At 40.6% G+C, this 20,743-nt stretch carries 11 protein-coding genes; 6 read left to right on the forward strand and 5 right to left on the reverse strand.

All coding sequences use genetic code 11. The annotated features are described in order from the left end of the window. Nucleotides 1-35 precede the first annotated feature (35 nt). A complete protein-coding gene (gene galB, locus OCK74_RS06715; protein WP_279296247.1) occupies nucleotides 36-2,585 on the forward strand; it encodes a beta-galactosidase GalB in 2,550 nt (849 codons plus the stop codon). An 86-nt stretch (nucleotides 2,586-2,671) separates the two neighbouring features. On the opposite strand, the gene OCK74_RS06720 is transcribed toward galB, so the two are convergent. Genes OCK74_RS06720 through OCK74_RS06730 form a run of 3 tightly spaced genes read right to left on the reverse strand, consistent with a single transcriptional unit; the run spans nucleotide 2,672 to nucleotide 7,565 of the window. Next, entirely contained in the window at nucleotides 2,672-4,069 is a 1,398-nt protein-coding gene (locus tag OCK74_RS06720; RefSeq protein ID WP_279296248.1) for a sugar porter family MFS transporter, read from the reverse strand. 1 nt (nucleotide 4,070) lies between these two features. Continuing rightward, nucleotides 4,071-6,782 (reverse strand): ROK family protein, encoded by a 2,712-nt coding sequence (locus OCK74_RS06725; protein WP_279296249.1) that lies wholly within the window; start codon nucleotides 6,780-6,782, stop codon nucleotides 4,071-4,073. 42 nt (nucleotides 6,783-6,824) lie between these two features. Further along, nucleotides 6,825-7,565, reverse strand: a complete 741-nt coding sequence (locus OCK74_RS06730) for a GntR family transcriptional regulator (protein WP_279296250.1) — start codon at nucleotides 7,563-7,565, stop codon at nucleotides 6,825-6,827. 421 nt (nucleotides 7,566-7,986) lie between these two features. On the opposite strand from OCK74_RS06730, the gene OCK74_RS06735 reads away from it, so the two are divergent. Together OCK74_RS06735 and OCK74_RS06740 are read left to right on the forward strand one after the other, a co-directional pair. Further along, a complete protein-coding gene (locus tag OCK74_RS06735) occupies nucleotides 7,987-9,513 on the forward strand; it encodes a sulfatase family protein (RefSeq protein ID WP_279296251.1) in 1,527 nt (508 codons plus the stop codon). Nucleotides 9,514-9,728: 215 nt separating this feature from the next. After that, nucleotides 9,729-10,331, forward strand: coding sequence for a hypothetical protein (locus OCK74_RS06740; protein ID WP_279296252.1), 603 nt, complete (start codon nucleotides 9,729-9,731; stop codon nucleotides 10,329-10,331). A 127-nt stretch (nucleotides 10,332-10,458) separates the two neighbouring features. On the opposite strand, the gene OCK74_RS06745 is transcribed toward OCK74_RS06740, so the two are convergent. Together OCK74_RS06745 and OCK74_RS06750 are read right to left on the reverse strand one after the other, a co-directional pair. After that, nucleotides 10,459-11,199 (reverse strand): LytR/AlgR family response regulator transcription factor, encoded by a 741-nt coding sequence (locus tag OCK74_RS06745; protein ID WP_279296253.1) that lies wholly within the window; start codon nucleotides 11,197-11,199, stop codon nucleotides 10,459-10,461. Beyond that, a complete protein-coding gene (locus OCK74_RS06750; protein ID WP_279296254.1) occupies nucleotides 11,196-12,272 on the reverse strand; it encodes a sensor histidine kinase in 1,077 nt (358 codons plus the stop codon). The genes OCK74_RS06745 and OCK74_RS06750 overlap by 4 nt, the downstream gene beginning before the upstream one ends. A gap of 602 nt (nucleotides 12,273-12,874) precedes the next feature. Between OCK74_RS06750 and OCK74_RS06755 the strand changes: the two genes are divergently transcribed. From OCK74_RS06755 to OCK74_RS06765, 3 genes are read left to right on the forward strand one after another with little or no spacing between them, the layout of a single operon-like run. After that, on the forward strand, nucleotides 12,875-16,084 hold the full coding sequence (locus OCK74_RS06755; RefSeq protein WP_279296255.1) for a SusC/RagA family TonB-linked outer membrane protein: 3,210 nt from the start codon (nucleotides 12,875-12,877) through the stop codon (nucleotides 16,082-16,084). Nucleotides 16,085-16,095: 11 nt separating this feature from the next. Beyond that, nucleotides 16,096-17,472, forward strand: a complete 1,377-nt coding sequence (locus OCK74_RS06760; RefSeq protein ID WP_279296256.1) for a RagB/SusD family nutrient uptake outer membrane protein — start codon at nucleotides 16,096-16,098, stop codon at nucleotides 17,470-17,472. Between the two features lie 58 nt (nucleotides 17,473-17,530). Continuing rightward, nucleotides 17,531-20,740, forward strand: coding sequence for a SusC/RagA family TonB-linked outer membrane protein (locus OCK74_RS06765; RefSeq protein WP_279296257.1), 3,210 nt, complete (start codon nucleotides 17,531-17,533; stop codon nucleotides 20,738-20,740). Nucleotides 20,741-20,743: the final 3 nt, after the last annotated feature.

The raw sequence follows: 20,743 nt of genomic DNA on the forward strand, positions 1-20,743 counted from the left end.
AGTATTCAGAGCATATAAAAACGAATATGAAAAGGATGAAATATCAAAGTTATTATTCAAGGTTTGCATTTTTAATGTTGTTATTAAGTGCTGTGGGTTTCTTTAAAGGATTTTCACAGCCAGGCCCCATTACCAGAATGGGATCAACGAATACGATTTCATTTGATGAAGGCTGGTTTTTTCAGCGTTATGGATTGCAACCAGATGGTACGCGAAAAGAAGAACCCTCTGGTTTAGAAAATACTACATTCAACGATGCTGCCTGGCAAAAACTAAAGCTTCCGCATGACTGGGCTATAACTGGTCCTTTTAGAATAGAGTTGGAAGGATCTACCGGTAAACTTCCATGGAAAGGCATTGGTTGGTACAGAAAGCATTTTACTGTACCAGTAACAGATGCAGGTAAACAAATTTTTGTTGATTTTGATGGTGTTATGGCGAATGCTAAAATCTGGCTCAATGGAAAATATGTTGGCACATGGCCTTACGGATACTCTTCTTTCCGCATGGATCTAACGCCTTACATTATGCCTGGTAAAGAAAACATACTGGCCGTTCGTCTTGATACTGAAAATTGGGATTCGAGATGGTATCCCGGTGCCGGGATTTACCGCCATGTTTGGTTGGTAAAGACTGCACCTGTTCATGTGGATCATTGGGGTACATACATTACTACTCCCCAAATCAACGATCAACAGGCGCTTGTAAATGTTGCTGTAACCGTGAGCAATCAATCCCAACAAGCGGCAAAGGCTATAGCTCAGACAATATTGTTTGAATTAGATCCATCGAACAAGCCAACTAAAAAAGTAGCTGTTACCAAAGAAACCATAATTGATTTGAATGCCGGAGAACGGAAAGTTGTTGAGTCGCAGGCAACTGTGTTCAATCCAAAACGCTGGGACATTGAATCGCCCAACAGGTATGTGGCACAAACAACCATCAGAATGAATGGTAAAGTTATTGATACGTACTATACTCCTTTTGGCATCCGGACACTGGAGTTTACTGCAAGGAACGGGTTCTTATTAAATGGCAAGCGTGTTCAGATAAATGGTACCTGTAATCACCATGATTTAGGCGCCCTTGGTGCAGCGTTTAATCAAAGTGCATTAATACGGCAACTAAAGATGTTGAAAGATATGGGTTGTAATTCATTACGTACCTCACACAATCCACCAGCACCCGAATTACTGGAATTAGCAGACAAAATGGGATTCTTAGTTTGGGATGAAGCGTTTGATGCCTGGAAAAAGGGGAAGCGTAAAAATGATTACAATAAAATCTTTGATGAATGGCATGAGAAAGATTTGAAAGCACTTGTACATCGTGACCGAAATCACCCATCTGTTTTCATTTGGTCGATTGGTAATGAAGTGATGGAGCAGCAAAATGTGGAACTTACCAAACATCTGGTGGAGATTGTACAACGGGAGGACCCTACACGACCAGTTTCAAATGGATACAATGATCCGGATGGCGGCCGTAATTCCGGAGCTGCTACAGCACTGGGGCTTATGGGTGTGAATTATTTCTTTGGACAGCAACCGAAATGGGACGCTGACCCCCGATATGCCAACAAGCCGACAATTGGTAGCGAAACTTCATCTTGCGTTAGTACAAGAGGAGAATATTTCTTTGGTTCGAAAGATTATCAGAACTGGCAAATCTCTTCGTACGATTATGCAAAGCCCGGTTGGGGATGCTCGCCTGATGAGCAATTCAGAACTAATGCAAAATATCCTCATTTGCTTGGAGAGTATGTATGGACAGGTTTTGATTATTTAGGTGAACCTACTCCTTATAATTCTGATGAAACAAACCTGCTCAACTTTAGAACCGATCCTGATAAAAAAGAAGAACTCGAAAAGCAACTCGAACTGATTCGTAAAAATAATCCGCCTTCGAGAAGCAGTTATTTTGGAATTATTGATCTGGCAGGATTTCCCAAAGATCGTTTTTATAGTTACCAGGCGCACTGGCGACCCGATTTTCCAATGGCACATATTTTCCCTCATTGGAACTGGCCGGAAAGAATAGATTCAATTACTCCTGTACATGTGTACACATCAGGGGATGAAGCTGAATTGTTTTTAAACGGGAAAAGTTTAGGACGAAAAATCAAAACACCGGGAAAGGACTTCCGTCTTGTTTGGGATAGTGTTCGATATGTACCCGGTGAACTAAAGGTGGTTAGTTATAAAAATGGGAAACAGTGGGCAACTGATGTTGTCAAGACAACCGGTGAAATGTCTAAACTTGTTCTTTCTGCCGACCGCAGTGTATTAAAAGCAGGCCAGGATGATTTGTGCTTTATTACAGTTAAAGTAACTGATAAAGATGAACTAATGGTACCACGTTCTCATCCTCTTATTCAATTTTCAATTGAAGGAGCAGGAGAAATTGTAGCAACAGACAATGGTGATCCTACCAGCTTTGTTCCTTTTCAAAGTCATGAACGTCCAGCATTCAATGGAATGGCATTAGTGATCGTGAAAGCAAAAGGGGGAGCAAAAGGTAAGTTTACAGTACATGCAAAAAGTGAAGGATTGACAGGAGCATCTATAAAAGTAGAAAGCAAATAAAATTAGTATCACTAAAAATATAAAGCCCGCTTATTTAGCGGGCTTTATATTTTTAGTGAAATCTGAAAGAAATGATGCACTAAGTATTATTTATTATTCTTCCAGAAAAGCTCTATTTCTTCCAGAGTTTTACCTTTTGTTTCAGGGATTTTTTTCCATGAAAGGTAGAATGCATATAAACTGAATAATGCAAAAACCAGGAAAGTAATTGATGCTCCCACATTGTGCAACATTAATGGGAAGAATTGTCCTACGACCCAATTAGCGATCCATAAGCTAATTGTTGAAATGGCTACAGCTTCGCCCCGCATTTTTGTAGGGAAGATTTCAGTAATCACAACCCAGGTTACTGGGCCAAAAGAAAAGGCGAAACATGCTATGAACAATACAATAGGTACCAATACCAATTGAGATGTAATATTTAGTGCAAAAAACAAGGCAGCCAGCAATAATGATAATACTGCACCGCCTATTCCCCATTGTAACAGGGGTTTCCTGCCTTTTTTATCAATCATGTAGATTGCAACAAAAGTAAACAGTGTATTTACAATACCTATGGTTACCTGACCACCCAACGCCTCGCCTAATTGAAAACCTGCTTTTTCTAAAATAGAAGGCCCGTAATAAATAATTGCATTGATGCCACTAAACTGGGATAAGGCAGCAAGAAGAATTCCAATAAAGATTGGTTTTTTCATGTTTCCATTAAAGACGCTCCATTTATTGGTCTCTGTTGTCTCACTTTGCAGAGAAGCTTGAATCCCATTGATTTCAGTGTTTGCTTGTTGTGCGTTGAGAATCTTAGTTAATACCTGTTTTGCTTCATCTGTTCTTTTCTTCATTGCCAGCCATCGCGGGCTTTCAGGAATAAAGGCAATCATTACAACGAAAATGAGTGCCGGGATGATACCTGCAGCAAACATGCCCCGCCAAAACTCCTGATGAAATAATAATTGCTGCCAGTCAATATGTGAATTGCTACTATTATGAGCATAAGACTGGATGGTTGCATTTGAAAAATATGCCAGAAGGATGCCAATGGTAATTGCCAACTGGTAATATGTTACCAGTTTACCCCTGATATGAGAAGGAGCAAGTTCGGCTATATACATCGGACAGATAACGGACGCTACTCCAATTCCCAGTCCCCCAATCAATCTGAAGACAATTAAAAAGAACGCGTCCGGTGCAAATGCGCAGCCAATGGCAGAAATGCCAAATAACAGGGCTGATAAAAGCATGACCTTTTTACGCCCCCAACGATCGCCCAGCCAACCACTTATGGCTACACCAGCAATAGAGCCCAGCAAAGCAGAGCTTACATACCACCCTTCCATAAGCGCACTCAAATTGTACTGTTGTTTAACAGAAGCAATTGTGCCTGAGATAACAGCTGTATCAAAACCGAATAAAAAGCCTCCCAGGGTTGCGGTTATGGTAATTAAAGCCAGAAAGCGTGTGTTTACACTTGAGGTATTTTGCATATTAGTTTTGATTAGATGTACAAGATTCATTTTTTACATACGCTACCAGCAAATATGCTTTTCCTCCCTTTTGATTGAGTACTTTGTATTCCTGAACTGATGCAGGGATAATAAATGTCTCAGCGTATTTGAAGACAGTTGTTTTGCCATTAACTATTACTTCAATTTCTTCGCCTTCTACCAACATGCAACAATGGCATTGTCCATTGGTCTTAATGGTTGTATCATTTGTAAACTCGTACCTGTCTACGGTATAGAAATGTTCCGGATGGGTAGGAAGTTTGACTACTCTGCCTTCATTCCATTCTTTAATTACTTTAGGGTGGGAGATCAGGTTTGAGCTGACATAGTCGCCTTTACGGTCAAAGTATAAATTGTTAAAGGCATGCTCGATATTTATAGGTCTTGGTTGGCCGTTCAGGTCTAAGCGAAGCCAGTCGTACATCTTAAAAGTAAAGATGTACGGCGTACTGCTTATTTCAAGCACTAAGTTATTTTTACCTGAAGCATGAACAGTACCGTTGGGTATTAAGAATAAGTCGTGTTTTTGAGCAGTGAAAGACTGCACATATTCTTCAACTTTGATTTCCTCGTTGTTTTTCTGGGCGTTTATCAGCGCTGATTTAAATTTAGAAGGTTCAATGTCATCCTGAAAACCCAAGTATACTTTTGCATCATCTGCGCAATCCAAAATGTAATAGGTCTCATCCTGTGTAAAGTTTTCGCCGAATTTTTCTTTAATATAATTGGTACGTGGGTGGCATTGTATGGAAAGATTACCGCCATCGAACGTATCCAGGAAGTCAAAACGGATCGGGAACTCTGTGCCAAATCTTTCAGCTGCTTTACCTAATAGACTTACTTTATTATAGTATAAGAGAAAGTCGAAAGATACTTCGAGCAAAGTATTATTATTTTCAAGAACGATGCCGTTTTCGGGGGTTATTAATTCAAATGACCAGGCATAGTTCACTTCATCTTGTCTAAGGCCTGTCAATTTCTTTTTCATCCACTGTCCGCCCCAGACACCGGCTTCAAACCAAGGCCTTGCTCTTATGGCTTGTTGCAACATTTGGTTTAATGCACTTCTGAAATCGTTGCCAGCCATCCAGGTAATATCATCTATTCGTTGTTCGTCAACTATGATATCCATTGAAGGGAGCAATTGCTGTTTGTGTATATTCAAAACTGGCCAATCAACAAAATAAAAACGTTTGTAAGACTGGGTGTTTTCTGTAGTTTTTGTAGTGCCTAGATTGGTTATGCTTTTGGCACGCATCCGGTATTGAATTTCATTTTTGGGCACGTCCAAATAAATCAATAATCCATCCCAGTTGGCCAATGATGCTCCTGTGCCATAAAGAATACACATATCCGCTGATGTATCTTGTTGCAGGAGGGAGAGTTTATTAATATCAAAGAAATCAATTAGGTTGCCCGTATAACGTTTGCCAAAAACCGGATCGTTTCCATTCATATTTTCCGCAATCATTTCATCAATAACATCTTCCGGTTTGAGGCATGATGTAATATCATACCATAAAGGTTTGATCCCTTCTGCAACCAAAGCAGCATGTAATTGTGCCCTGAAGTGATTCCAAAGTACCCCGGAGTAGCCATCTATGATTACAGTTTTTTGGAATCCCATACTTTTTGCAAGTGAGGTAAACCCTCTTTCAATCTTTTGATTGGATAACTCGAACGCAGGAAAAATGTCATATTCTGTCTGTCCGTTGCTTGTTTTCTGAACAGGCAGTAAAGGCTGAGAAGTTTTTCTTAGTGATTGGCTATTCATTTGTTTATTGTGTATTGTTTTTTCTTTAGCAAGTATTGCAGCTCCTGTTATAATGTGTGTTTCTGTTTCTCCAGCTATCAATACTTCTGTATTGTTATATAAATTAGAGAGGGTATTTTGGAAGCCTTCGCCAAATAAATTCCAGGCTTTGGCAATATTCCCGCCAATGATCAATATGTTACATTCAAATTTTGCAAGCCAGGGATGCAGGAAGTTTGCAAGGTTTTCTCCAAATTGAATAAAAATATTTCTAGCTTCTGCGTCGTGCGCCGCAAGAAGTGCCAATTCCTTAACTGATGATATGGTCTTGCCTGTTTCAGCCTGGTAGGTATTCAGGAACCATCGAGTTGAAAAATAGTCATCAGCTATTGAATCTTTAAAACGTTCGCAGTAAAATGCACCTGCGGAGGGGATATTATCATGTTGTTCTATCAATTTGCCATCTTGAATAAATGCAGATCCAAAGCCGGTGCCTAATGTAAGGCAGATAACATTTCCTGATTCAGCCTTGAAGTGATGGCAAGCTCCAACTGCAAAACAATGTGCATCATTTACAAAATGTACTTCACTATCCTTAGGCAGAAGGGAAAAGGTCTTTAATGCTTCTGCCATATTCAAACCAAACAAGTTGCTAAACTTTCCACCTACACCATGTATTTCACTAATGCCCTGGACATAATTGAAAGGGCCAGGCATTGCAATGCCAACAGATAAAGATTCCTGTGTTTCTATTGCCAGTTCTGTGATTACAGAACAGAGGGTTTGAACGATTGAAACTGCGTCAGCATTTGAATCAAGTGATTTGTGAATGATGGATTCATTGCTGTTGTTTGTTTCAGATGTTTTCACCAATGCACCGGAGATGTGGCTCCCGCCTACATCAATGCCGATTTGATACTGATTACTAATTGATGACATGTTTAATTATTTCAAGGATATATAATGCAGTTTTGAGTTCGGTTAAAGCTCTCTTTTAATTTCAATGCTATAGGTAAACCAATCGCTTCTGTAGTAACAAACATTATATTCAATTGGGCGTTTGCCAGCATCTAACACTAAGCGTTTCCGTTCTAAAACAGGTTCACCTTTTTTTATTTTTAAAATATCAGCAATTCTTTGTGTGGCTGCAATAGCCCGTATTTCTTCCCTGGATATCAAGGGCACAATATGAAACTCTTCATCCAGCATTTCATATAATGGCTTTTCGAAATCTTCATTTCCTGTCAGGCCAATCCGTGGGTGAAACCATGATTCGAAATATACCATTGGATTTTTGCCTGTGCTGCGTATACGTTGAAGATATACTAACTGAGTGTCTTCTTTGATGTCTAAAAAGCCTTCCACTAATTTTGTGGCTTTTTTCATTTCGGCCTTTAATAGAAGGTTATGAAACGGAATGCCTTTGTCTTCCATCTCATGTGTAAAGCTGACCCAATTACTGAGGTTTGTTGAAATTTTTTTATCTGTAACCCTTGTTCCGCTTCGCTTTTTTCTTTCCAGCAATCCCTCATTGACGAGCTTATCAATAGCCTGCCGCAATGTGTTACGTGAAATGCCCCAACGTTTGGCCAGATCAGTTTCCTTAGGAAACAACTGCCCTTTTCTGTATTCCGGACTTTTCACAAGCAATCTAAGTTTCTCTTCAGCCTGCCGGTGTAATGGCCGTTCATCATTATGATCTAAAAGTGGTATTTTGTTCATATGTTCGAACATAATGCGTAAAAGTATCGATTTCTCTTGTAGGTATAAAATTTAAAACTTTACTATTTCCTGAGGTCAATTAATTTTAATATTTTCTTTTAATGATCTGAGTAAAAACTGAATTAGTTAAAATTCCTGTATTGCTTTTAATGACTCCATGGACCACGTATTCTTCAATATGTTGTGTAATAAATTTTGTGCATACGATTGTGCAATTGTTAAACGGGGGTGATATTTATTTTTATGTATACTTAAATAAGCTGACCATAGTTCAAAAAGTGGTTCGTTTTCCCTGGCATGCAATAATAAAGTAGAAGGAAAACTTTTTATGTGATGATTATTTAGCTGAGCGGGAATTTAAAATAGAAGTGTGTTGAGCTTGTTTTACATTCATAATTATTCACTTGATATCGGATTTCTGATGAAAAAGTATTGCATTTTGTTTTTTCTTTTGTTCGGAACACTGTTCATATGGGGACAAACCAAGCCTAATGTTATCTTCATTTACGCGGATGACCTGGGGTATGGAGACCTGAGTTGCTATGGGGCTACGAAGATTGCCACGCCTCACCTGGATAAGCTGGCAAAGCAGGGTATTCGTTTCACCAATGGCCATACTACTTCTGCAACTTGTACACCCTCTCGCTATGCATTAATGACAGGCAGTTATCCCTGGCGCCAACAGGGCACAGGCATACTGCCCGGAGATGCCGCCCTGATCATTCCAACAGACAAAACTACATTGCCCTACCTCTTTCAAAAGGCAGGCTATAAAACCGGTATTGTAGGCAAGTGGCACCTAGGCTTAGGAGATGCGGTGGAAAAGAACTGGAATAACGACATCATGCCTGGACCTAATGAAGTAGGTTTTGATTATTCCTTTATTTTCCCGGCCACAGCCGACCGCGTGCCAAGTGTTTTCCTGGAAAATCATAGGGTATTGGCATTGGATAGTACTGATCCTATCCAGGTAAGCTATAGTAAGCAGGTAGGAAATGATCCAACCGGCAAAGACCATCCAGAACTCTTGAAGATGAAAGCATCGCCTGGTCATGGGCATGATCAGACCATCGTTAATGGGATAGGACGTATCGGTTATATGAGCGGGGGTACCAAAGCAAGATGGACTGATGAAGAAGTGCCGCTTACCTTTTTGAAAAAAGCGAAAGACTTCATAGAGGAGAATAAGAACAAACCTTTCTTTCTTTACTATGCACTAACAGAGCCGCATGTGCCCCGCATGCCGTCTACTATTTTCAAGGATAAAAGTGGATTGGGCTACAGAGGGGATGTGATCCTGCAACTCGATTGGGCAGTTGGAGAGATCATGAAGCAATTACAACTGTTAGGCATTTCAAAGAACACGATGATTATTTTCAGTAGTGACAACGGCCCTGTGCTGGATGATGGCTACCAGGATGAAGCTGTTACCAGGCAAAACGGTCATTTGCCCGCTGGTCCACTGCGGGGTGGTAAGTATAGTGCCTTTGAAGGAGGCACAAGGGTGCCCTGGATCGTTTGCTGGCCGGGTACTATTCAACCCTCCGTATCCGACGCGCTGGTTTGTCAGGTTGACCTGCTGGCTTCTTTTTCAAAGTTGTTAGGCCAATCCCTTGCAGCTTCTGACGCACCCGATAGTTATGACATCAGTAATGCTTTGCTGGGAAAAACAAAGCAGGGTAGGTGCGTGCTGGTTCAGCAAGGCGGTGCGCTATCTATTGTAAAGGACAATTGGAAATATATTGTGCCAAATGGTAATCATTCTTTCGATAAATTAACAGGGATTGAAACAGGTAGTGCGCCTGTTCCCCAATTATATGATCTCAGTAAGGACATAGGCGAGCAGGTAAACCTGGCAGAAAGTTACCCGGAAAAAGTTAAGGAGCTATCGCAATTGCTGCAGCAGATAAAGGAAGCTGGAAGGAGTAGGGTAGCTATTGGTAGATAAACTACCGTTTAGGAACGAAGGTGGCATACTGTTGTCATACTCTAGGTATACTGATGGTATGCTTCAAGTATACTTGATCTACGAAGGATCCCTACTTGAAAGCTGGAGGTGAAAAGGACAAAAGCGGTCATTTCCTGCCATTTCATGCCAAATCGGCCATAAGGTTTTTGGTTGTGGGTGGGGTGGAGTAGCTTTAGGGGGTAAATGGATGAGCAATGAAACAGGTCTATATCAATAGTAAAGAAAGGGTGGTGATCAAGGATGGTAAGCAGGTACCTAGACTCTTGTTGGGCATGATCCGGGGCTCGATTGGGAAGTGCTTTGTGGTGAAGCATTATAGGGGGAACAAGAAAAAGAAGTGGAAAAAAAGGATCGTGATCACCAAGTACCCGGATATGAGTGGGATTGTAGCTTCTGAACAGCAAAGGGTAAGGAGGGATCTGTTTAAGGAGGCAGTGGTGTATGCAAGGTGGATTATTGGGGATGAGGAGCGGAAGAAGGAATTTAGGAAGACATTGCCCCGAAAGAAGCGGAAGCATGTCTACCAGGCGGCCATCCGGTTGTACATGAGCAGGCAGGGGGATAAGCAGTGGCTGAGGAAGCAGCTGGCGGTGAGGGGGATGATGAGCACGGGCAGAAGGGAAATAGCCGATATGAAAGTGGTGAAGGGGGAATTGTTCATGGGGAATGCTGGTGGGTTGAAGGGTTATGAGCAGGTGGAAGCCTGGAAGGTGGTGTGGCAGAAAGAGAACGTTGGACTTGGAATTGAAGATAGTTGTATGATGAAGGACGATTGTTTAGCGGTATTGCGGATTTAGCAGATGGTGTTGAAGCAAATAGGTGGTTTTATTGTTTTCAGTCAAGTATTTAACTTGATCCGGGATTTAGAGGATTGGGTGGAAATGGTGTTTTTCGTAGAGGGAGATTTTAATGGAAAATGTATGATCAGGCCTTCCTGGTTTCGAGTAATTTAAAAAACTGTTCCTGGTAAGTGGTACCAATAGGTATCAACCGGTCTTTTATGTGTATTTGTTGCCGTTCTATGGAATTGATTTTATCTAAGGCTACGATAAATGATTTGTGTATTCTAACAAAACGGTTGGGGGGTAAAATCTCTTCCAGTTGTTTCATGACCTGGAGGGTGACAATACGTTGGGTTTTGGTAAAAATAGAAACATAATTTTTAAGGCCTTCTATATAGAGTATATCATCCAGTTCAACCCTAATCATCTTGGTTTCTACTTTCACAAAAATATAGCCGCCGGTCTCAGGGTAAAATTTCTGCGATTTGTCAAGGGTCGCGGTAGGATTTTTCAGGTTATAAACTTTTTCTACTGCCCTGTAAAAGCGTTCAAATGAAACAGGTTTCAGCAGATAGTCAACCACGTTATGTTCATATCCTTCAATGGCATATTCCTGATAGGCAGATGTGATGATCACCATTGCCCTGTTTTGCAACAGTTTCATGAATTGTATCCCTGTGATCTGAGGCATCTGAATGTCGAGGAAAATCAGGTCAACCGGCTTTGTTGTAATGCTGAGTAGTGCTTCAAGAGGATTGGTATATGTTTCGGTCAATTCCAAAAAAGATACCTTGCTGATATGAGTCCGCAGCAATTGAATAGCCAAATGCTCGTCGTCAATTATCATACATTTTAGCATATCAGCACTTGTTTGTTCGTTCATAAAGGTAAATGTAAATTGACAAAAAATTGATCTTCGGTTTCCTTGATATCCAATTTGTAACTGTTTTTATAGAGCAAGTCCAGCCGCTTACGCACATTGGGAATGCCAATGCCGCCATCCTTATCTTTTAGATAATTATTCTTAAAGTTCAGAATATAGAAATCCATATACTGATCATTAACCTTCATTTCGATCTGTACCGGTTTCTTTGGGTCGGTAAGTATGCCGTGTTTAAAAGCGTTTTCAATCAGTGGGAAAAGTAATAATGGTGCTATACGTTTATCGTAGGTAATTCCTTCGATTGAAAAATTGAGATAAATATCTTCTTCATGTCTCAATTTTTCCAAATCTATATAGTCATTGATATGTTTGATCTCGTTGTCTAATCTGACTTTGTTTTCATTATCCTCTTTTTCATACAGCACATAGCGCATCAGATTTGCCAGTTTCATTATGCTGTCTCCTGTCTTCGGGCTTTCTTCCGTAATGGCCAATGAGTAAATGTTATTTAATGCATTAAACAGGAAATGGGGATTGACCTGCATTTTCAAATAAGACAATTCGGCCCGTAATTTCTGATTTTCCAGTTCCTTTCTGATCTTCTCCTGCTGGTACCAACTTAATGCAAGCCGGTAAGCGAAAGCGAGCACAATTATAGATACATTATTTAAGATATTAACTTGAAAATAGGTTCTGAATCGATAACTAAAAAAGCCAATGGGCTCATGTGCTATTTTCCTATGGTATTTTGGCTGTGGGAATTTTTGCAAGGCATGTTCAGCCCAGTACATATCAAGACGAAATTTCAGGAATGTAAAAAGTATAGCCAGCAATAAGGAAGTTACAATCACCCAGAGCCATCTTTTATGCATCATGGCCATACCTGGCATTACTAAAAAGGATACTATATAAAATAACAAAAAGCTAATGGTAGAAACTACCAGGTGTGCATAAACAAAGTACTCACCAACAATCCTTGAGCTATTAACAAAAGTGGGGATGTAAGTAATAAAATGCAATAAAAGCCAGACTGCCCAATGCACTAAAAAATTAAGAAGAGTTCGTTTATTCAAAAAAGGCGTCCAAGTTAATTCGGTATTTAGATTAAATAGAGCCAAATTCTATTTTTTAGTGAAGTTATATTCTACTTCAAATTTATAAAAGATGCGATATCTTATTATGAAACTGGACAGATTGTATTAATTGAAGGATGAAAATTCATATTATCCTGACAAGTGCTTGTCCTTTGTTTTTGATAGTTGGTCAATAGAACTGCCAAGTTTATAAGAATTTAGAAAAGTTAGGGAAAAACGCTTCCTAATTTAGGGGGACAACATAAGCCCTTAGTGTGCTTTGAAAGGAGGAAGAAGATACGCAGTAACATTGTGAGGCAGGTTTTTATATGTGAAAGCAGGTAGCGTTTTGTCCTAGGAGCTTAATGTGTCCCTCATACATCTACGAAACGAGAACCCAGGCATTTAGCCAAACAAGCATTTAAAAAGTCTTGATTTTTTGTTTCAGCCTTGCCTTTATCTGAACAGCCCTGACTGGCAGCCTTTCATCCATATTATGAAAGGAAATGAATGCCGGCTGTTGAGGTTTTGGATTAGCTAAGCAATAAATAAATCAAAAAGCTGTAAGAAGTCTGTAAGAAATATTGAAAACTGTATTCACTATGAGAATTGTACTTAGTACACAATTATCCAGGACTCGCTCCGTGTCCTTGTTGACGTCATTCCTCTGCTTTTCTCTTTGCCTTTGCAATAAAAGTTTTGCAGGAAATGGTTTCTTTTTTCAGAAACCGGCAAAAGATAGTGTTCCACAGAAGACAATTGCAAAACTGAAAATTTCCGTCAGGGATAGAAACGATGGGGGGGCGCTGGATAGCGTATATGTATCTGTCGGTAATAAAAAGGGTTACACAGATCGTAATGGATATATCGAGTTTGACAGCGTGAAGGCAATTTACCCTGTTTCCTTCAGCAAATCGGGTTATTATTCCGATTGGAGGACTGCAAAGCCTTCGATTCTGTTGCATCTTTCGAAAAAAGAAGGTAAATCCCCCATTTCAACTATCAATAACGGTATGTATGAAAGACCGGGTGAGCACTTTTCCGGATCAGCTACTGTGGTTAGCGGGAGTGAGCTAAGGAAAATCAGCTCTTTGAGCTTTGCAGATGCGTTGCAGTTTTATGATCCTTCTGTAATTGTTACAAGGGATAATAATTACGGTGACAATCCGAACATTACTCCAGGTATAAAATTAAAAGGTGCAAATCATTTCCCGGCTTCTGCCACCATTGAAGCTAAGCCGGGCACAATTAATACCGGTGTGCAGGTGAATGCATCTTCCAATGATTTTATAGCCGATCAAATTGGAAACCCCAATCAGCCAGCCTTCTTTGTAAATGGTGTGCAGGTTGCCCTGCGTTCTGCACTGGATATTGATATCAACAGGATTCAAAAAATAACCATTTTAAAAGATGCTGCGGCCACTGCAGTATATGGTGTACGCGGTGGGCAAGGGGTAATACTTATTGAAACGTTGCGTCCCCAGGAGGGCAAGTTGAGGGTGAGCTATAGCGGTCAGGTCCAGGTTGCTGAAGCGGATCTTTCTTCCTATCAAATCATGAGCGCAAAGGAGAAGCTGGCCTTTGAAATGGATAATGGTTTTTATGCTAACGCCCCGGAATTATATCAATCCCGTTTGAACCAGGTTAATAAAAGTGGGCAAACTGATTGGCTGAAACTGCCTTTGCGCCAGGCTATTGGCAGTAAACACTTGTTAGCCCTCGACGGTGGCAGTGAGAATATGAGTTATGGATTAGATTTCAGTTATAACGATGTGCAAGGAGCCATGAAAGGAGCTTTTAGGAAGACCACCAGCTTTGGCGGCTATATGAGTAGCAGGATCAAAAATGTTGAATTTAATAATCACCTGACCTATTATAATATAAATGCGACACAATCGCCTTATGGAAGCTTTGATCAATATACATGGCAAAATGGATACTGGAATCCTTACGATACAGTTACCGGAAAGATGACAAAACTGCTAGAAGAGGTTAACTACCTGGGTACCAAAAAACCTTTTTATAACCCTGCCTATAATGGCACTTTATCTACGAAAGATGCCACAGATTATTCCAGGATTGCAAATACTACCAATATTGACTGGAATATGGGGCATGGATTCAAAATCAATGGATTACTGGCTTACAGCAGGCAAGCAGAGCAGATCAATCAATTCCTGCCTCCTGGTCATACAGAATATGCAGATTATTCACCTGCTAACTTTTTCAAGCGTGGAAATTATTTCCAGAATAACAGTGTGTTTACCAGCACAGAGGCTGCCTTAAGACTACATTATAACAAGAAAATTGGCCTGAACCAGATCTATGTTTCTGCAGGAGGATCGGCTATACAAACTGGAAGTGAGGCTGCCGGCATTTCAATATCTGGATTTACCAGTGATAAACTAACAGATATTGCTTTTGGAAGTGGTTATGATACTAAGCGTCCAACAACTAATAAAGTTGTTACCCGCTTAGCCTCTGGCTTTGGCAACCTGACTTATAGCTATGATAATCGTTACCAGGCTGAAGTTTCAGGGAATGCAGATGCTTCATCTCAATTTGGAAATAACCAGCAGGTAGCGCCACACTGGAGTGCTGGTGCAAGTTGGAACCTGCACCAGGAAAGGTTTTTCAGGACCAATAAGGTGGTTGACCTGTTCAGGTTGCGTGCCAGTATTGGTACTACAGGTGATTATTCTTTCCTGTCTTACCTGGGCCGTACTTCGTTTAATTATTATACCGATAAACAATATATATTGGCTGGCAGTACTACTGGTACCAGGGGGATTGGACTGGGTGCCTTCCTTACCGGATTTGCCAATGATAGTTTGAGCGCTCCTCAAACCTTTCAACAAAACATTGGCATTGATGCCCAATTATTGCAAAGCCGTTTGTCCATTCGCGTTGATGCATATCGGCAAAAGACCAGCGAACTAATACTGCCAATAACATCACCAGCATATACTGGTTTTCAAGGCTTCTCTTATTATGATAACCTGGGTGCGATTGAAAATAAGGGTGTAGCATTTACAGTGAATTATGCCCTTATCCGCAATACCCCTAAATCTATTTACTGGAATATAAGTGTGAATGGACTACACAATGAAAACCGGATTGCTGCTACCAGCAATTTTATAGATCAATTTAATGAAGCCAACAATGACATGGAAATAGACCAGACAAAACCCCAGGATAGATTTGTTGTTGGCCAGTCGCTTAGCGGTATATGGGCCGTTCGTTCGCTTGGTATCGATGCAAATACCGGAGAGGAGTTGTACGTGAAAGCTGATGGCTCTCAAACTTCTGACTGGAATGCTGCGGATAAAGTACTGATTGCTGACATGACGCCTAAATGGCAAGGGACTTTTGGTACTTCTGTAATCATTAAAAATATTTCTGCGGGTATTTATTTCAATTATCAAATGGGTGCAGAGGGATATAACCAAACGTTGGCAGATAAAGTGGAAAATGCCAGTATGCTATATAATACAGATGAACGGGCAGCCGGTGGCCGTTGGAAACAGCCAAGGGACCAGGCAGCTTTTAAGCCGGTTTCCCTGGATGGATTGGTGACATCACCCACTTATGTTACCAGTCGTTTTGTTCAGGACAATGATTTTGTCAATTGCTCGGCTGTTTCTATGAGTTATGCTCTGCCACAGGGATTTGCTGCAAAAATCCATGCACAAAGTTTAAGGATCGGATTGATGGGTAATAATATTTTCCAATGGCAAGCTATGAAAGCTGAAAGAGGTATTTATTATCCATTCCAACGCCAGTATACATTTTCTATTAACACAACTTTTTAAGCCTGAAATCAATGAATAAAAGTATGAGGGTTACAAAGCTTTTTTATACAGTGACAGCGTTGTTGTTACTTTCATTAACTGCATGTAAAAAATGGCTTGATCTAGAAACACCTTCACAGGTGGACCAGGATGCTATTTTTTCGAAAGAACAGGGGTTTGAAGATGTATTGAATGGTGTGTACCTGCAAATGGGAAGCCAGAACATGTACGGACGGGATATGAGCTATGGCCTCTTGTCTGTATTGGGAAGAAGTTATGATACTACTATTACAAGCGCAATCGGAAAGTTGTATTTCCAGGGAGCCCAGTACAATTTGCAAGATGATTCTGTAAGAATTATCGCTAGAAATATTTGGGCAGAGTCCTATAAATCTATTGGCAATATCAATAACCTGCTTGCCAATATGGATAGCCATAAACAATTGTTTACAGGCACCAATTACAATACAATAAAAGGAGAAGCCTTAGGACTGAGGGCGTTTTTACACTTCGAATTGTTGCGGTTGTTTGCTCCTTCTCCGGCTGCGGCAGGGTTTACGGTTGCAGCCATTCCCTACATGACCAAAATTAGTCCCTATAAAGTTGTTTCCGCAACAACAGGAGCGGTGCTGGATTCATGTATAGCTGATCTAAAAGTATCAGAAAGCCTGTTGAGTGAATCTAATCTCAAAACATACCGTTTTACAATTTGGGCTACAAGAGGTTTGCTGGCCAGGATCTATTTATATAAAGGGGATAAGGAGCATGCATTATCATATGCACGGGCATTGATCAATAGTCGCAAGTTCCCTTTAGCTGATGGTAATAGTGATCTAATGTTTAGTAAGGAGCATTTGTTTTCTCTATATACATCTCAGAATAATATCACCAATTTATATCCAACCGTTTTCAATCCCGATTTATCCCTGGGCTTTTCGCCAGGCAATCAAACTTCCTTGTTTGTAGCGGGAAGCGGTCTTTCCTCTGACTGGAGAAAATCCTTTGTGGATCCTAAGACTGGGACTGCAATAGGTAATACAATTGCCCCCCGTAAATTTTATAACAATTCCACTTCACCCAATAATGCTAATACGGCAACTCCATTGATCAGGGTGACGGAGATGTATTATATAGCGGCTGAGTGTGCTGCAGACAATAATGACATTGTTTATGCTACTGACCTGTTAGATTCAGTAAGGTGGCACCGCAATGTGAAAAAAGATTTGACGGCAAACTTGAGCACTGATAGTCTTAATACGGAGATCAGGAAAGAATATCAAAAAGAGTTTTTAGGTGAAGGGCAAATGTTCTTCTTCTACAAGCGTAAAAACCAACCGTTCGCTTCCCTGCCCTATACGAGAGTGCCATTAGTGGCTGGAGCAACCTATGTCTTTGAAAAGCCTGAGTAAGCAAAGCTGCCAGGTTAAAAGAAATTAATAAACACATTGTATAGCATAAATGATCCGTATGTTTCTCTGCAATAAAAAATTAAAAAGTAAGCCTCTTTTTTTCTCCGCTCTGACCAGGTGTTACCTGTTGTTGCTCCCATTAGTGCTTGTGTTTGTTCAAGCCGGGGCACAGGAGCGAACCATTGAGGTACTTAATGGTGTAGTTAAAAGCGAAAGGGGTGAAATACTGACTGGGGCTACTGTGGTGGTTCGGAATACCAAGTTGGCTACCAGTACTGGTAAAGATGGTTCTTTTGTTTTGAAGAACGTTCCCTCCAATGCCACCTTAAGAGTTTCTTTCGTAGGTCACACGGCTAAAGAGGTTAAGCTGAAGGATGGGCAACGTTCAATAGAAATATTGTTGAGTTCTAATTCCAATACATTAGCCGATGTTGTGGTCAACACTGGATTGTATAGACGTCCTACGGGGAACTTTACCGGTGCCGCAAAAAGCTTCAGCGGCGAACAACTGAAGTCCGTAAACCCTGCGAATGTATTGCAAGCCTTAGCTGTTGTAGAGCCAGCGTTACGCATCGTTGAAAACAATGCCATGGGTAACGATCCCAATCAATTGCCCATCATACAGTTGAGGGGCCAGAATAACCTGCCTGTATCCTCACAAGGGACATTGGAGGGCGCTACTCCTGTTTCAAATGGCGATATGATGTCGAGCTACCTTCTGAATCCCAACCAGCCATTGATCATTCTTGATGGATTTCAAACCACATTGCAGGCTATTAATGATATGGATATCAACCGCATTGCCAGCATTACGGTGTTGAAAGACGCTGCTGCTACTGTGGCATATGGTTCAAAAGCAGCCAATGGCGTTATTGTGGTTGAAACGAAACAGCCCTTATCTGGGAAGATGAGGATTTCTTATGGCATTAATGCAAGTGTTGAATTACCTGATCTATCATCTTATCATTTGATGGATGCAAAACAATTCTTAGAAGCCCAGCGCCTTGCCGGAATTTATGGCGATCCCGCTAATCACTATAATGATGTGGCACTTAAACAATGGTATGACTATCGATTGCAGCAGGTGCAAAGCGGTGTCAATACTTATTGGTTATCTCAGCCACTTAGAACAGGTTATGCATTGAATCATAGCTTAAACTTAGAAGGAGGCACAGGTAACATACGTCATAGCCTGTCATTAAATTATGGTTCTAACAATGGGGTCATGAAAGGATCTGGCCGAACTTCTTATGGTCTGAATTATAATCTTACTTATGTTTTTAAAAATATCCGGTTTTCAAATGTTACCTCAGTAAGCTCAGGCCGTGGTGATAATTCTCCATGGGGCAGTTTTTCTGAGTATGCAAAACAATACCCATATTTCAGGCCGTATAATTCGGAAGGGCAACTGAATAAAATATTTGAGCCTTCTGCAGCAGAACTAGGTATTGCCTTGGCTGCGCCAGGCGGAATTATTACGAATGCCATGTATAATTCCACTTTAAATGTAGTTGATTATTCGAATTATTTGTCTTATTCCAATGCTACCAATTTTGATTGGAATGTGACCAGGGATTTAAGATTGAAAGCCAATGTCCGACTTTCCAATAATTTGCCAGAAGGCGAACAATTTTTACCAGCGGATCATACTGTTTTTGTAAAAAGTGTTACCAGCCGTTTTGTAGACCTGGGTTCTTATTCTCAAATGAAAGGTAAAAACACTTCCGTGGATGGCCGAATCAGCCTGGATTATAATAAGCGTTTTGGCCGTCATACTATTTATTCTGCCCTGGGTTTTTCCGCCCAGCAGACCAATAGTACATCCACTACTGTAAAGACAACGGGCATTCCTAACGACTTCCTGGGTGATTTGGGATTGGCCAATGGTTATGGCTTAAATTATAAGCCAACAAGCCTGGTCAATAATACCCGTAGTGTTTCCCAGTTTCTGAGTGTGAGTTACAATTACAATGACCGTTATACAGCTGAGGCAACTTTGAATTCCAGCGGCTCATCCCAATTTGGATCCAATAACCGATTTGCACCTTTCTGGGCAGGCGGTATTGCCTGGAATGTTGATAAAGAAAAGTTCTTTAAAAGGAATTTTATTATTCAACAGTTGAGACTTAAGGCAAATACAGGGGTTACGGGTAACCAGAATTTTGCAGCTTCCATGGCACAACCATTTTACAATTATAATACACAAAACAACTACCGCTTACAGTTGGGAAGTACCATAAACACCTATGCCAACCCCAATTTAAAATGGCAACAGACGCTTAAGAACAATCTGAGTGTACAGATGTCTTTGTTGAATGAACATGTAATGGTCGGGGCTGATTTTTACCTGGAAAAAACAAACAGCCTGATCTTACCACTTGACGTAGCGCCATCAACAGGTTTTGATTCTTACCAGGATAATTTAGGGGCTGTTGAAAACAGGGGATACGAAGTATCTCTAGGTTTACCCATCATTCGCAACCGGGCAAAAAACATTTTCTGGTCATTGTCCTTTAATACCGGAAGCTATGAAAATGTTATTACAAAGCTTTCACCTGCAATAGAAGCCTATAACAAGGAAAATGACAAAATAGATAATTCTGAAGAAGGTAAGAAGAAACAACAGAAACCATTACCGCGCTTTGTTGTTGGACAGGCCATGAATACCATCTGGGCTGTACGTTCGCTAGGTATAGACCCGGCTACTGGTAAGGAAGTTTTCCTGAAACTGGATGGCAGCAAGACTTTCAATTGGGATCCGAATGACAAATTCCCGGTAGCTGTTGGAGACAGCAAGTTTAAAGGAATGATCGGGTCTAATTTGACTTTAAAATCATTCACTTTCAATTTTAACCTTGCTTACCAATTGGGAGGTTACAAGTATAATCAAACCCTGGCCGATAAAATTGAGAATGTAAATCTGAATTTAACCAATGCAGATAGCAGGGTTTTAACGGACAGGTGGAAAAAGCCTGGTGATGTATCATCTTATAAGGCGTTGGTTACTGATGGCGGAGGAAATACACTATTAATGACACAGGCCACATCCCGTTTTGTGCAGCGTGATAACTTCATTGACGCATCTAGTGTTACAGTAGGATACAACTTCCCAGCCAATTTAAAATGGGTAAGACTATTGAAGTTGTCGACTCCTAAAATATTTATTACACAGAACCAGGTATTCCGTTTGGGAACTATTGAGGCTGAAAGGGGAACAGCTTATCCCTTTACCCGCCGATTCAATTTTGGTTTATCATCTACTTTTTAATGT

The organism is Paraflavisolibacter caeni (assembly GCF_025628885.1).
Taxonomy (GTDB): domain Bacteria; phylum Bacteroidota; class Bacteroidia; order Chitinophagales; family Chitinophagaceae; genus Flavisolibacter; species Flavisolibacter caeni.